Below are 14666 nucleotides of genomic sequence, written 5' to 3'. Positions count from 1 at the left end.
GTCAGGCTCCTGCGGTAACGGTTGCCGGGAAGGCATCGGGCGCCCCGGCTGTACGGGTGCGTTTCCAGTCGATGAGCCCGTAGACGCAGAGGAACAGGAATCCAACGTACAGGAAGGCAGTCAGCGTCAGCCCGCGGCTGAAGTACAGCGGAACGGAGACCACATCGATGAGGATCCACACGTGCCAGTGCTGGAAAATCTTCTTTGCCTGGCCGTAGGTTGCCACCAGGGAGGCAGTCAGGACGAAAGCGTCCGGCCAAGGCACCTGGGAGTCGGTGCCGTGAGTGAGGACCATGGCGACGGCGGCGGTGCCGATGGCGGTAATCCCAAGGCCAGTGAGGATCTCCTTCCGCGAGGCATCCCGGATGGGAAGGTCGTTCCTTCCTGCCGTCCCGGCATTACCGCGGAGCCAGTTGTACCAGCCGTAAAGAGCAACGGCCGCGAAAATCAGCTGGAGAAGAGTCTCACCGTAGAGACCTGCACCCAGGAACAGGAGGATGAAGCAAATGTTGTTCAGGATACCGACGGGCCAGTTCCACAGTTTCTGCCGGGCGACGCCGTAGACACAGGCCGCGCCGGTCGCGAAGCCGATGACTTCGATCCAGCTGACAGGGCTGTCAAAGAGTGTGAAGGCTGCCGAGTTCATCCAGGCAATCAAGTGGTTCATGTCGCTTTCCCCTTTTTATTATCAAACTGATAATAAAAACCTACCACCATTTTTATCAGTCTGACAATAACTGCGGGGCGTTCCCCGGCAGGACTTTGGCCCCTTGCCCGACCCGAGCTGCTGGGGTGTCATGGGACGTACGGTCCCTGGATCCGGAGGAGGGCCGCGATGTTTGCTGTCACCATATTCCTGGCTGCGGCCGCACTCACCCTGGCTGCCGCGGTGATGGCCATCGTCTCACTGCGGCAGCCGGACCGTTCCTTCCGGGCCCGCGCGCTCGTCTGGACGGCGGCCGCGATCATGACGGCCTTCACCGCCGTTGCCGGCCTGTTCATCAGCGGCTATGCCCTGGCTGATCCAGGCGGCACGGAAGGAGTCATGCTGATCGTGTCCTGGGCCCTGCCGATGGCCGCACTCGCGGTACTTGCCTGGCTTCGTCCCGCGTGGGCTGCCCCTGCCCTGACCGTGCTGACCGGTTTGCTCATCGCGGCGGGCGTCTGGTTCGCCGTCGATTCGGCGTCGTGGCGTGCGTTTGAGAACGCGAACGGGCCCGTCCGGGCGGTGGCTGTCCTGGTGCTGGCCTTCCCGGCAGCCGTCCTGGGCCTGAAGCGGACATCCGCCGCGGGCTGGCTGCTGCTGGCCCTCGGCGTCGGCCCTGTCGCGTTCTCGGCACTGGGGAGCCTCGCCGGAGTGGTGGCCCTCTCTGCCGTAAGCGTGGTGCCGCTGATCACCGGGCTGTTGTATCTGGTGGCCGCCCGGGTGACCCGGAGTGCGGCCTCAGCTCAACCTCCGGTGCTACATGTGGACGTGCAGGCGCCTGGCCGCTTCAGAGATGGAACCGCTGAGTGACGGGTACACCGTGAAGGTGCTGGCGACGTCGTCGACGTGAAGCTTTTGGGTGACGGCGATGGAGATCGCGAAAATCAGCTCGGAGGCGTTCGGGCCCACTACAACGCCGCCGATCACCGTGCCGGAACCCTTGCGGGCGAAGATTTTGACGAATCCATCACGGTGGTTGCGCATCTTGGCGCGAGCGTTGCTGCGCAGCGACAGCTTCACCACGTCGCCCTGGTATTTGCCCGAATCAATTTCCGCTTCGGACACACCCACGGATGCAATCTCCGGTGAGGTGAAGATGTTGGAGGCCACCTGGTGCAGCTTGATCGGCATGACGGCGTCGCCCAGGAAGTGGGCCACGGCGATGCGGCCCTGCATGGCCGCGACCGATGCGAGAGCCAGGACGCCGGTGCAGTCACCGGCGGCGTAGATGTTGGGGGCGGTGGTGCGCGAGACGCCGTCCACCTTGATGTGGCCGCTCTCGGTGACCGCAACGCCTGCTTCCTCCAAGCCGATGCCTGCCGTGTTGGGGATGGAACCGACACAGACCAGGCAGTGGCTGCCGGTCACCTTGGAGCCGTCGCCCAGGGTGACCACGACGCCGTCGTCCGTCCGTTCCACCGTTTCGGCGCGGGAGCGGGAAAGCACCTTCACGCCGCGGCGTTCGAAGACGCCTTCCAGGACCTCGGCGGCGTCGGTGTCCGAGCCCGGCAGCACGCGGTCGCGGCTGGAGATCAGTGTGACCTTGGAGCCCAGGCCGTTGTAGGCGGAGGCAAATTCCGCGCCGGTGACGCCGGAACCCACCACGATGAGCTCCTCCGGAAGCTCGTCCATGTTGTAGATCTGCGCCCAGTTGAGGATCCGGTCGCCGTCCGGCCGCGCGGTGGGAAGTTCGCGGGGATGGGCGCCGACGGCGAGAAGGATGGTGTCCGCTTCGACTGTCTCCGTGCCGTCAACGGTGAGGACTTCGATGGTGTGGTTGTCCAGCAGCCTGCCGGAGCCGATCAGGATGCGCACGCCCTGATGCTCCAGTCCGCCCCTGATGTCCTCGGATTGTTTCCGTGCCAGGCCGAGCAGGCGGTCGTTGATGTGCTTCAGGTCAGCGCGCATCACCGGCGCGAAATCGCCGCCGTCGACGTCGAACTTCACGCCCAGCTCCCCCGCCTCACCGACGCGGGTCATCAGGTCCGCCGTCGCGATGAGGGTCTTGGAAGGTACGACGTCGGTGAGCACCGCGGAGCCGCCGAGGCCGGCCCGTTCGATGATGGTGACTTGCGCCCCCAGGGAGGCGGCCACCATGGCGGCTTCATAGCCACCGGGCCCTCCGCCGAGAATTGCGATGCGAGGTGAGCTGAAATCCGGATGCGTAGTCACAAAGATCCATTCTCTACCCATCCGCCGCCGCACACCAAGAAAAGGGAGCTGCGCCACTGCTGGGCAGCGCACCGCAGGCACGATAGCTTGTACCAGTGAGTAATACAGAATTCCTGAACACGGACCCTTTTGATGCCGCCCGCGCAGCCGCCGACTACATCGCCGAGGAGACGGGCGTGGACCGCCACGACGTCGCGCTGGTGCTCGGCTCAGGCTGGGGCGACGCCGCGGACCTGATCGGCGAGACCACCGCAACGCTGTCCGCTGACGAGGTCCCCGGTTTCTCCGCCCCGGCGGTGGAAGGCCACGTCGGCACCATCCGCTCCGTCCTGACCAAGGAAGGCAAACGCGCGCTGGTGCTAGGTGCCCGGACGCACTATTACGAAGGCAAAGGCGTCCGCGCCGTGGTGCACGGAGTCCGCACGGCCGCAGCTGCAGGCTGCAGGACCCTGGTGGTCACGAACGGCTGCGGCGGCCTCAATGAGAGCTGGACGCCCGGCACTCCCGTGCTCATCAAAGATCACATCAACCTCACCGCCACGTCCCCGCTGGAGGGCGCAACCTTTGTTGACCTGACAGATCTGTACTCCGCACGGATCCGTGGACTGGCCCGCGAAGTCGACCCCTCCCTCGACGAGGGCGTCTACGCGCAGTTCACCGGCCCGCACTACGAAACGCCGGCGGAGGTGCAGTACGCCAAGCGGATCGGTGCCGACCTGGTGGGCATGTCCACAGCCCTCGAAGCCATCGCCGCACGTCATGCAGGCATGGAGGTTTTCGGCATCTCCCTGGTGACCAACCTCGCCGCCGGCATCAGCCCGGTGCCGTTGAGCCATGAGGAAGTGCTGGAAGCCGGACACTCCGCCGGCCCGCGCATCTCCAAGCTGCTCGCGGAAATCATCGTCAAGCTCTGACAGCTGGTTCAGCCGGTGCGTGGGGCAGCCGGTGCACTACCCGCCGGGTCCGCTTAAAACCTGGCGGGCATCAGCCGGCGCAGCGTGTCTTTGCGGGATCCGGGAAACTTCCGTTCAACGTTGGCGGCGATGCCGGCGACGGTCTGCCGGGACAGCGTCTGCCGCCAGGCAAGCTCGGCCTGCCGCATGGTCTGGGACACCAGGCAGCTGCGGAGGTAGTCTTCGGCGGGATCCGCCCCCGGCGCCTTCGCGAGGATGGACTCGCAGCGAAAGGCCGGCTCCTGACCCTCAATAGCCAGGACAACGTCCAGCACGGTGATCTTTTCCGCAGGCTGAGCCAACTGGAAGCCGCCGCGGGGTCCGGACACGGAGGACAGGATGCCGGCCCGGACCAGAGCCTGCAGTTGCTTGTTCAAGTAGGCGGCGGGCAACTGGTACAGCTCCGCCAGCCGCGCGCTGTTCACCGCCTCCCCGGCGGGCGCCCAGGACATGTTGACGCAGCAGTGCAGCGCCCACTCAACCCCCTGGCCCATCTTCATTTTTCAGACATTACGTGTCCAGAAAATTTACTGTCAAGGATTCCCTCCGGTGCTTGTCGGGCAGCGGATAGTGACGGTTAGACGATAGCTTGTTCCTATGACGTCTTCCGATGCCGGATTTCCGCAGCTGCTGAGCGACGCCCGTAACTGGGCCGCCCAGGACCCGGATCCCGCCACTGCCGCCGCTTTGACAGAACTCATCCAGCTCACGCAGGACGGGGTTCCCTCTGCCCGCCAGGAACTCGAAGACAGCTTCAGCGGAACGCTGCAGTTCGGTACCGCCGGCCTCCGCGCGGAACTCGGCCCCGGACCCAACCGGATGAACCGCGTCGTGGTGCGGCGGGCAGCCGCCGGTTTCGCCGCATTCCTGACCGCCGCTGTCGCGGAGGCCTCGCCGGGCACCAGGCCCCGCGCCGTCGTCGGCTTTGATGCCCGCTACAACTCCGATATTTTCGCCGAGGAGACGACCGCGATCTTCACGGCTGCGGGAATCGAAACCTTCCTGATGCCGCAGGCGCTCCCGACGCCGCTGGTCGCCTACGCTGTCCGGGCGCTGGACTGCGACGGCGGCGTGATGGTGACGGCCAGCCACAACCCGCCGCAGGACAACGGCTACAAGGTGTACCTCGGCCGTCATGCGGTCGAGGAAAGCGGGCGCGGGGCGCAAATCGTGGCACCATACGATGCCCGGATTGCAGCAGAGATCGATGGGGTCGGTGCTCTGGAATCCATCGCCCTTGCCCCCTCGGGCTGGACCGTTCTTGAGCCGTCCATCACCGCCGGATATCAGGCCGCGGTGGCCGCCCTGGCGCTTCCCGATAGGTTCCCGGCCCGCGACCTGAAGATTGTCCTGACCCCCATGCACGGCGTGGGCGGCGACACCGCGGTGGCCGTGCTGAAGGCTGCAGGCTTTGCCGACGTCACCCTGGTGTCCGAACAGGCCCTGCCGGACCCGGACTTCCCCACGGTGAATTTTCCCAATCCGGAGGAACCTGGCGCACTGGACCTGGCGCTGGAAACAGCGGCCCGCGAGGACGCTGACATTGTGCTGGCCAACGACCCCGACGCCGACCGCGCCGCCGTTGCAGCCAAGGATCCGGACACGGGGGCCTGGCGAATGCTGCGCGGGGACGAAGTGGGTGCGTTGCTGGGTGCGCACGTTGTGGCCAGGCTCGCCGCGGGCGGGGACAGCAGCACCGAGGGTGTCTTCGCGAATTCGATTGTTTCCTCGCGCCTGCTGGCACGGATCGCCGCTGCGGCCGGGTACTCCCATGAGGAAACGCTGACCGGGTTCAAGTGGATCTCCCGCGTTCCCGGCCTGCTCTACGGCTACGAGGAAGCGCTGGGATACTGTGTGGCCCCGGAACTGGTCCGGGACAAGGACGGTATTTCCGCCGCCGTGCTGATCGCGGAACTGGCGGCCGCGGCCAAAGCGGACGGCAAAACGATTTTCGATACGCTCGATGAGCTGTACCTGGTGCACGGGCTGCACGCCAGCGACCAGCTAAGTATCCGCGTGGCGGACCTGGGCCTGCTGGATGCCATGATGAACCGGCTCCGGGTCAGCCCGCCGGAATCCTTCGGCGGCTCGGCCGTCGAAGCGTTCCGGGACCTGGCCGTAGGCAGTGAAAACCTGCCGCCGACGGACGGCCTGCTCTACCTGACGAAGGACCTGAGCAGGGTGATCATCCGCCCCAGCGGCACCGAACCGAAGCTCAAGTGCTACCTCGAAGTCATCCGGAGCGTGGGTTCAGCCGCGGAGCTGCCCGAGGCGCGGCAGGCGGCCCGGGCAGCGCTCGACGGCGTGCTGGGAGACGTGCGGGAGGCGCTGGGGCTTTAGCCCCGCGGGTTTTAGCCGCGCGGGCTTTAACCCCGGGTGTTTTGGCCTAGAGCTCAACCTCGACGTAGCCGTCAACCATACGGGTGCGGAACGTGGGGAGGCGGAGTTCGGCGGTGCCAAAGCACTCACCGGTTTCCAGGTCGTAGACCTCCTTGTGGAGCGGGGAGGCAATGGTCGGGCGGGCTCCGCGCGATCCGACGATGCCGCGGGCCATCACGTGGGCACCGGTGGCGGGATCCTCCTGGGCCACGGCGAACACCTCGGCAGTGCCGGTGCGGAACAACGCAACCTGGCGGCCTGCTATCAGTGCAGCCTCACCCCATGCCAGTTCCAGTTCCTCCACGGCACAGACGCGGTTCCAGCCCGTCGCAAATCCGGTGGTCTGGTCATCAAGTTCAAGTGTTGCGGTCATTTCCGGCCCCTCTCGCATTGCCTGCGGCCCGGCGCACTTTAGAACGGCTGCCAGGCCCGGACCGCCGACGCGGCCACATATCCAAGCTAGGGCGGCGGTGTTTCAGCAGCGTGCAGTGAATGTGTCCGGGACGTAAAAGGCAACTCACCTGTCCGGAAATCCATTCGTGATGCAGAAGTTAAGTTCACGAAACATAAGGGAAACTGAAGCGAAACTGCGGGTACCTAGTCTGGATGGACACCTCGTCAGAGAAGGTCGCAGAAAACCGTCTGCTGCCCATGCGAAAGGCCCACAGTGACCGAACAGACTTCAAGCACAGAGACTCCGCGCCGCATCGTCGTCGCCGGCGGCGGCCCGGCGGCCCACCGTTTTGCGGACGCAATGCATGCCCGCGGCCTCGAAGGCTGGCATGTCACGGTCCTCACTGAGGAAGCCCACCTCCCCTACGACCGCGTGGCCCTCAGCAAGGCCTTGACCGTCATGGACTACGACCTCACCCTCGGTGAGGCGAGCATGTGGGACCACGAAGCCATGTCCCTGAAGACCGGCGAGCGCGTCGTCAAAATCAACCACGAAGCCAAGTCCGTGGAGACCGCGGCCGGCAACGTCTTCGAATACGACCACCTCGTCGTTGCCACGGGTTCGAATGCCGCCCGCCTGCCGATCCCGGGCGCCGAGCACACACACGTCTACCGCACGCTCGAGGACGTCTGGGCCATCAACAAGGCCATTGCCGAACTCACCGAGAAGCTCGGCCGCAAGGTCAACGCCGTCACTATCGGCGGCGGCCTCCTCGGGCTCGAGTCCGCAGCCGGCACGGAGCAGCTGGGCGCCAACCCGATCGTCATCGACGGTTCGCAGTGGCTGATGGCCACACAGCTGGATGAAGGCGCGGGCCAGGCAATGGGCCGGCTCATCAAGGGCAAGGGCTTCGAAGTCCACGGCGGCGTATTCCCTTCAGAAGTACTGTCCGACGACGACGGCCAGGTCACCGGTGTCCTCATGGCTGACGGCCGCATCATCGACGCTGACCTTGTAATCGTCGCGATCGGTGTCCGGCCGCGCGACGAACTCTTCCGCGCAGCCGAGGGCGAGGAGCAGATCTTCTCGCTGGGCCAGCGCGGCGGCGTCGTGATCAACGACTACTGCGCCACCGAGGTCGACGGAATTTGGGCCATCGGTGAAGTCGCCAACTTCGGCGGCATGTGCCTGGGCCTGGTCGCCCCCGCCAACACCATGGCGGAGATCGTCGCTGACCGCCTCCATGGTGGAGAGGCCACCTTCCCGGGCTTCGACACCGCCACCAAGCTCAAGCTGTCCGGTGTGGACGTTGCCAGCTTCGGTGACGCGTTCGCCAAGACCGAGCACGCCCTCGAAATCGTCTACGCCGACCCGGCCCGCGGCGTGTACCAGAAGATTGTCACCACGGACGATGCCAAGACCCTCCTGGGCGGCATCTTCGTGGGCGACGCCACCCCCTACACCAGCCTGCGCCCGCTCCTGGGCCGTGAGCTCAGCGCCGAACCCGGCGCGTACCTCACCGCGGCCGGCGGCGGCGACGCCCCGGACACCGAACTCCCGGACGACGCCATCCTGTGTTCCTGCAACAACGTGTCTGCCGGAACCATCCGCGACACCGTCAACGGCTGCGGGGCCTGCGACGGCAACGCTCCCGTCCAGGAACTCGGCGAACTGAAAGGCTGCACCCGCGCCGGAACCAGTTGCGGTTCCTGCGTGCCGATGCTCAAGAAGCTGCTCGAAACCGAACTGACCAAGTCCGGCGTCGAAGTTTCGAAGGCACTCTGCGAGCACATCGAGCTGTCCCGCCAGGAACTCTTCGAGACCATCCGCGTCCTGGAACTCACCTCCTTCGAGGAGGTCATGGCCAAGTACGGCACCGGCGCAGGCTGCGACATCTGCAAGCCGACCATCGCCAACATCCTGGCCAGCCAGAACAGCGCGTACGTCCTGGACGCCGGCCGCGGCACCCTGCAGGACACCAACGACCGTGCCCTCGCCAACATGCAGAAGGACGGCACCTACTCGGTGGTCCCCCGCATCGCCGGCGGTGAGATCACCCCGAAGAAGCTCGGCGTCATTGCCGCCGTGGCCGAGAAGTACAACCTGTACACCAAGATCACCGGCGGCCAGCGCATCGACATGTTCGGTGCCCGGCTGGAGGAGCTTCCGGAAATCTGGAAGGAACTGGTCGATGCCGGCTTCGAATCCGGCCAGGCATACGGCAAGAGCCTCCGCACGGTGAAATCGTGTGTCGGGTCCACCTGGTGCCGCTTTGGTGTCCAGGACTCGGTGGCGATGGCCATCCAGCTCGAGCTCCGCTACCGCGGCCTCCGCAGCCCGCACAAGCTCAAGATGGGCGTCTCCGGCTGTGCCCGCGAATGTGCCGAGGCACGCGGCAAGGATGTTGGCGTGATCGCCACCGCCGACGGCTGGAACCTCTACGTCGGCGGCAACGGCGGTGCAACCCCGGCCCACGCCCAGCTCCTGGCCAAGGACCTCGACGACGAGACGCTGATCAAGTACATCGACCGCTACTTCATGTACTACATCCGCACCGCTGACCGCCTGCAGCGCACGGCGCGCTGGCAGGAAGAGCTTGACGGCGGCATCAAGCACGTTGAGGACGTGGTGGTCAAGGACACCCTGGGCATCGCCGAGGACCTCGAGGCAGCCATGGCCAAGCACGTTGACACGTACGTCGACGAATGGGCCGACACCCTGAAGGATCCCGAGCGCCTGCGCCGGTTCCGCTCCTTCGTCAACGCTCCCGACCAGAAGGACGACTCCATCACGTTCGTCTCCGACGAGCGCGGCCAGATGCGTCCGGCCACCCCCGAGGAAAAAGGGAAGGTCCTGATCGGGTCTTCCATCCCGATGAGGCCCCGCGACGAGAACGAGGTATAGGCATGCAGCTCAGCATTGATCTCACCGGCCGTGAAGTCCTGGTCACCGGCGGAGACCACGCCGCCAGGCAGGCGGTCCGCCGCTACCAGGCCGCCGGCGCCGTCGTGTCCCGGCTCAGCACCCCGCAGGGCGCGAGCCATGACGGGCCGCTGCCCGAGCGCCCGTTCCTCGTGGCTGCCGTCGACGACGGCCAGCCCGGCTGGGATGCGCTGCTGGACCGGTGCCGCGAAACCGGCATCCCCGTTTCAATGGAACCGTCAGCCGGACCAGTGGGCCACGTGACCCTCGTGGGCGGCGGCCCAGGCGTCAGCGAGCTGCTGACCGTGGCGGCTGTGAAGGCCCTGCGCGATGCGGACGTCGTCTTCTACGACAGGCTGGCCCCCTACCAGGACCTGCCGTCCCTGACCTCGGCCGAGCTGGTGGATGTGGGCAAGCAGCCCGGCCACCACAAGGTCAGCCAGGGCGACATCGAGAAGCTCATGGTGCAGAGCGCGCTAGCCGGCAACAACGTGGTGCGCCTCAAGGGCGGCGACCCCTACGTGTTCGGCCGCGGCGGCGAAGAGGTTGCAGCCTGCGTGGCTGCCGGCGTACCCGTCAAGGTCATTTCCGGTGTCACCAGCGCCATCTCGGTCCCTGCAGCGGCAGGAATCCCGGTCACACACCGTGAGGTCAGCCACATGTTCACCGTGGTCTCCGGCCACGCGCCGCTGACCGAGAAGGAACTCACCCACCTCGCCGGACTGGGCGGCACCATTGTGGTCCTCATGGGCATCGGAACCCTGCACCACCTGGCTGCAGGCCTCCGCCGCGCCGGCATGAAGGCAAACATGCCGATGGCCGTCATCGAACGCGGCTACCGCCCCGGCCAGCGCACCACCATCGCCCAACTGGGTACGATTGTCACAGCGGCCGCCGATTGCACTAACCCGGCAGTGCTGGTCATCGGCGAGGTGGTGCGGGTGGCTGAAGCCAACCGCGGGCACGCTGAGGCGGCGGCCGATCTCAACCGCCTCGCAGCGTCACTGATGGGATCGTGAAAGTAACACCATGAGCGCCATGAACACTATTGCCGCCGCATCCGTGCCCCCGGCGTCCGGCCCGCAGGACTCTCCGGCTGCCGACGCCCCCGATTCGCCCTTGGAGGGCTTCCGGATCGGCGTCACGTCGCACCGGCGTTCCCAGGACCTGATCGAGGCTTTGGAACGGCGCGGAGCCGAGGTGCTGCATGCGCCCGCCCTCAAGATCGCGCCGGTGCAGGAGGACATGCGGCTCATCGACGACACCAAGGCCATCATCGCCGCCCGGCCCGACCTCTGCATCGCCACCACCGCCTACGGCATGCGCCGCTGGTGCGAGGCGGCCGACGCGTCCGGTATCGGCGATGAACTGCTGGAGACCCTCGCGGCATGCCGGATGTTTGTCCGCGGGCCCAAAGCCCGCGGCGCCGTCCGTGCTGCCGGACTCGCCGACGTCGGGATCAGCAGCGACGAAACCACCGCCACCCTGGTGGACATGCTGCTGAAGGAAGGCGTCCGCGGCAAGACCGTGGCCATTCAGCTGCACGGCTACACGGACGTCCGCCAGCTTGAGCGCCTGAAGATGTCCGGCGCCACCGTCCTCACCGTTACGCCCTACCGCTGGGTCAAGCCCGACGGCGAGGACAAGCTGCCGCGGCTGATCGAGGCCGCCTGCAGCGGGAACCTGGACGTCCTGACCTTTACCAGCGCGCCGGCCGTCGACGCCATGTGGAGCACCGCCCACGAAATGGGCCTCTACAAGCAGCTCGTCGAAGCCCTCAAGACCACGGTCACCACCGCCGTCGTCGGTCCCATCACGGCACAGCCGCTGCTCGACGCCGGGCTGTCACCGCTCGTTCCGGAACGCTTCCGGATGGGTGCCCTCATCCGGCTCGTCTGCGAACACCTTGCCCTGAACCACGTGCGCCGCCTGGACACCCGGTCCGGCAACGTGGAACTGCGCGGACGGTCACTGCGGATCGACGGGGAACCTGTCGAAATGGCTCCGGCACCGCTCCTGCTGCTGCGCGCCCTCCTGGGTGCCGAGGGTGCCGTCCTGTCCCGGGAATCACTCTCCGACCTGCTGGAACTGCGCGGCTCGGTGCACGCACTGGACATGACCGTCAGCCGGCTGCGCTCCTCCCTTCCGGACGGCCGGATGGTGGAAACCGTCGTTAAGCGCGGGTACCGGATCCGCGTCTAGCGGTTCCCTGCCGGCGCCGGCTGCCCGGTGTCCGTGGACAGACCCGGTCCGCAGTGGGAACATGTCGCTATGGTTTGCGTGTGACCGCCCCGCTGCCGCTTCCGCACCCTCCAGGTGCGCTGCCGCAGGGGCGTTCGGCGAGTCAGCTCTTCCGAGAGGAATTGCGTGGAACCGGTGGTGCAAAGCGACGATGATCCCGCGGAGTCTGTGGACGCCGTGGTGGTGGGATCCGGCTTTGGCGGTTCGGTAGCGTGCTACCGCTTGGCTGCGGCGGGCCAGTCCGTGGTCCTCATGGAACGCGGCAAGGCGTACCCGCCGGGAAGCTTCGCCAGGACGCCATCCGAAATGGGACGGAACTTCTGGGACCCGGACAAAGGACTCTACGGGCTGTTTGACGCCTGGACGTTCCGGGGACTGGAAGGAATCGTCTCCAGCGGCCTGGGCGGCGGTTCTCTCATCTACGCCAATGTGCTGCTGCGCAAGGACGAGAACTGGTTCGTCCAGGAAGCCCCCGTGCCCGGCGGCGGTTACGAATCCTGGCCGTTCAGCCGGCAGGACCTCGATCCCTTCTACGACGCGGCCGAGGCCATGCTCCGCCCGGTGCCCTATCCCTACAAGGACACGCCGAAGACCGTGGCCATGGAAACCGCAGCCGGGACCCTCGGACTCAGCATCACGCGGCCGCCCATCGCCGTCACCTTCTCCCCCGCGCCCGGCGCCGCCCCCGTCAGGAACCAGGCGCTGGCACCCGAGCCGTACGGAAGCGTCCACGGGGACGGCACCGTGCGCACCACCTGCACACTCTCCGGCGAATGCGACATCGGCTGCAACACCGGCGCCAAGAACACGCTGGACCATAACTATCTGTCCGCGGCAAAGGCCGCCGGAGCCGACATCCGGACCCGCCACGACGTCCGGGGCATCAGGCCCCTGCCGGGAGGCAGCTATGAAGTCCGCTACGTCATCCACGATCCCGACGACGGCGCGCCCGGGCTCCTGCAGGAACGGGTGATCCACTGCCGCCGGCTCATGCTCGCCGCCGGAACCTTCGGCACCACCTTCCTGCTGCTGCGCAACCGTGCGTCGCTGCCCGCGCTCAGCGCAGCGCTGGGCACGCGGTTCAGCGGCAACGGTGACCTGTTGGGCTTCGTCCTGGACGCGAAAGACCCCGACGGCGCCACACGCACCCTCTCTGGCAGCAGCGGCCCGGTGATCACCACAGCCATCCGCACAGCCGATTCCACCGACGGCGGCGAGGGCCGCGGCTACTACATCGAGGACGCTGGCTACCCCTCGTTCATGAACTGGCTCCTGGAGACGGGGCAGTTCCGCCAGGTGGCCAAACGCGCCGGCAAAGTGATGGTCCAGCTCCTCAAGGACAGGCTCTTCCACGCCCAGCGCTCCAACATCTCCGCCGATCTTGCTGCCGCCCTGGGCGACGGCCGGCTCTCGGCGTCGTCCGTGCCGCTGCTCGGCATGGGCAGGGACATACCGGACGGCGTCATGACCCTCCAGGGCGGCCGGCTGGCCATCAACTGGACCCTCGCCACCTCGGCCGCGTACTTCGGCCGGATGCAGGCCACGATGCAGGCCATCGCCAAGGAACTGGGCGGCAGCTTCAAGCAGAATCCGCTCTGGTGGAGCAAGCGGGTCATCACGGTGCATCCGCTGGGCGGCGCCCCGGCTGGCAGGAACAGCAGCGAAGGCGTCTGCGATCCGTACGGCGAGGTCTTTGGATACCCGGGCCTGCACGTGGTGGACGGCGCCGCGATGCCCGGACCGGTGGGGGCCAACCCCGCCCTGACCATTGCAGCCTTTGCCGAACGTGCGTGCCACCGGATCCTCAAGGGAGCCGGAGGGGATGGACACCGGGATGTGGCGCGGGGCGGGCTGGACAATGCAGGCTATGCTGCTCCCGACTACCCTGCTTCCCCCTACGGTCCTGGGCCCCTTCGCGCCCTGGTGCCGGACGCCACCAAAGGTGCCGAGGCCCCGGAAGAGGAACGCCCGTTTGTCCCCAGCGTCGCCAGCCGTGGCCTCAGGCTGCCGGGAGCCCCGGTGTCCACCGCTAGTGAGGCCTTGCAGGAGGCTGAAGTCGAGGAGGACGCCGAGGCGGCGGCGACAGGGCCAACGTCCGTCAGCTTCACCGAACAGATGCACGGGTGGTTCAGCGCCGGAGTAGCCGACCCCGTGATCGGAGGCAGCCTGGGACGCGACCGCAGCCGTCGGATGATGTTCGAGCTCACCATCACTGCCGCCGATATCGAAGTGTTTACCGAGGATCCGCTCCATCCGGCGAGCGCGGAAGGGTATGTCCTCGCTGACCAGTTCGGCGGCCGCCTCCCGGTGGAACGCGGCTGGTTCAATCTCTTCGTCAATGAGGGCGCTACAGGCGGGGATGGGGATGCCACCATCAGTTCTTCGATGAGTGCCGCCACCGGACGGAAGATGCTCTACCGCCTGTGGCTGCGCGATCCCGGCGGAACCCCGCTCACCTTCGTGGGCCACAAGGACGTCAGCAACGACGCAGGCTTCGACGTCTGGGGGGACACCACCACGCTGTATGTCACCGTCCTCCGCGGCCATGTTCCGCCGCCGGACCCAACAGCCCCCGCCCTAGGCCCGACCCCCACGAGTTTTCGTCCACATAATGCGACCTCCGGGGCTCCGAAGTCGCATTATGTGGACGAAAACTCCGTCGCGGGGGCAGGAATGCTGTACATCCGGCCGTGGGATTTCGCCCGGCAATTGACCACCTTCCGCGCGGTGGGCCCGGCTCCCGCGAGCGCCCTTGCCGCGTTCGGCAAGCTGTTCCTGGGTGAGCTCTGGCAGGTGTACGTCCGCCAGACGAGCGGCCGATCAGCGGGCCGCGTCCCGTCTCCGCTGCGGGCAGGCAGGGGTACCTCCAAGTCCCCCGGCCGGCGATGAAGGGCCACGG

The 14666-nt window shown here is 66.7% G+C and carries 11 protein-coding genes; 7 read left to right on the top strand and 4 right to left on the bottom strand.

Annotation, left to right across the window (positions count from 1 at the left end; translation table 11 throughout):
• Position 1: 1 nt before the first annotated feature.
• Positions 2 to 667: a nicotinamide riboside transporter PnuC gene (pnuC, locus tag J2S97_RS11715; protein WP_307049553.1), complete on the bottom strand. Its 666-nt coding sequence runs from the start codon at positions 665 to 667 to the stop codon at positions 2 to 4.
• Between the two features lie 168 nt (positions 668 to 835).
• Here pnuC and J2S97_RS11710 point away from each other — a divergent pair, with 168 nt between their 5' ends.
• Positions 836 to 1516: a hypothetical protein gene (locus tag J2S97_RS11710; RefSeq protein ID WP_307049551.1), complete on the top strand. Its 681-nt coding sequence runs from the start codon at positions 836 to 838 to the stop codon at positions 1514 to 1516.
• Here the strand turns inward: J2S97_RS11710 and J2S97_RS11705 are convergent.
• Positions 1463 to 2878: an NAD(P)H-quinone dehydrogenase gene (locus J2S97_RS11705; protein WP_307049549.1), complete on the bottom strand. Its 1416-nt coding sequence runs from the start codon at positions 2876 to 2878 to the stop codon at positions 1463 to 1465. The genes J2S97_RS11710 and J2S97_RS11705 overlap by 54 nt on opposite strands.
• Positions 2879 to 2973: 95 nt before the next feature.
• Between J2S97_RS11705 and J2S97_RS11700 the strand changes: the two genes are divergently transcribed.
• The gene (locus J2S97_RS11700) at positions 2974 to 3792 is read left to right on the top strand and encodes a purine-nucleoside phosphorylase (protein ID WP_307049547.1); all 819 of its coding nucleotides are present in this window, start codon (positions 2974 to 2976) and stop codon (positions 3790 to 3792) included.
• A gap of 53 nt (positions 3793 to 3845) precedes the next feature.
• Here the strand turns inward: J2S97_RS11700 and J2S97_RS11695 are convergent, their stop codons facing one another.
• Positions 3846 to 4331, bottom strand: coding sequence for an RrF2 family transcriptional regulator (locus J2S97_RS11695; protein WP_307049545.1), 486 nt, complete (start codon positions 4329 to 4331; stop codon positions 3846 to 3848).
• A 97-nt stretch (positions 4332 to 4428) separates the two neighbouring features.
• On the opposite strand from J2S97_RS11695, the gene J2S97_RS11690 reads away from it, so the two are divergent.
• Positions 4429 to 6171, top strand: coding sequence for a phospho-sugar mutase (locus tag J2S97_RS11690; protein WP_307049543.1), 1743 nt, complete (start codon positions 4429 to 4431; stop codon positions 6169 to 6171).
• Between the two features lie 46 nt (positions 6172 to 6217).
• Here the strand turns inward: J2S97_RS11690 and nirD are convergent, their stop codons facing one another.
• The gene (gene nirD, locus J2S97_RS11685) at positions 6218 to 6583 is read right to left on the bottom strand and encodes a nitrite reductase small subunit NirD (protein ID WP_307049541.1); all 366 of its coding nucleotides are present in this window, start codon (positions 6581 to 6583) and stop codon (positions 6218 to 6220) included.
• 294 nt (positions 6584 to 6877) lie between these two features.
• On the opposite strand from nirD, the gene nirB reads away from it, so the two are divergent.
• From nirB to J2S97_RS11665, 4 genes are all read left to right on the top strand, one after another.
• Complete coding sequence (gene nirB, locus J2S97_RS11680) at positions 6878 to 9508, top strand: nitrite reductase large subunit NirB (protein WP_307049539.1); 2631 nt, start codon at positions 6878 to 6880, stop codon at positions 9506 to 9508.
• 2 nt (positions 9509 to 9510) lie between these two features.
• The gene (gene cobA, locus J2S97_RS11675; protein ID WP_307049537.1) at positions 9511 to 10545 is read left to right on the top strand and encodes a uroporphyrinogen-III C-methyltransferase; all 1035 of its coding nucleotides are present in this window, start codon (positions 9511 to 9513) and stop codon (positions 10543 to 10545) included.
• A gap of 10 nt (positions 10546 to 10555) precedes the next feature.
• Complete coding sequence (locus J2S97_RS11670) at positions 10556 to 11728, top strand: uroporphyrinogen-III synthase (RefSeq protein WP_307049534.1); 1173 nt, start codon at positions 10556 to 10558, stop codon at positions 11726 to 11728.
• A gap of 165 nt (positions 11729 to 11893) precedes the next feature.
• Positions 11894 to 14656, top strand: a complete 2763-nt coding sequence (locus J2S97_RS11665) for a GMC family oxidoreductase (RefSeq protein ID WP_307049532.1) — start codon at positions 11894 to 11896, stop codon at positions 14654 to 14656.
• Positions 14657 to 14666 lie beyond the last annotated feature (10 nt).

Origin of the sequence: Arthrobacter oryzae (assembly GCF_030812315.1) — a bacterium.
In the GTDB taxonomy this organism is placed as follows: domain Bacteria; phylum Actinomycetota; class Actinomycetes; order Actinomycetales; family Micrococcaceae; genus Arthrobacter; species Arthrobacter oryzae_B.
Note: the sequence above shows the minus strand (reverse complement) of the source record. Positions and strands in the feature narration are given on the sequence as shown.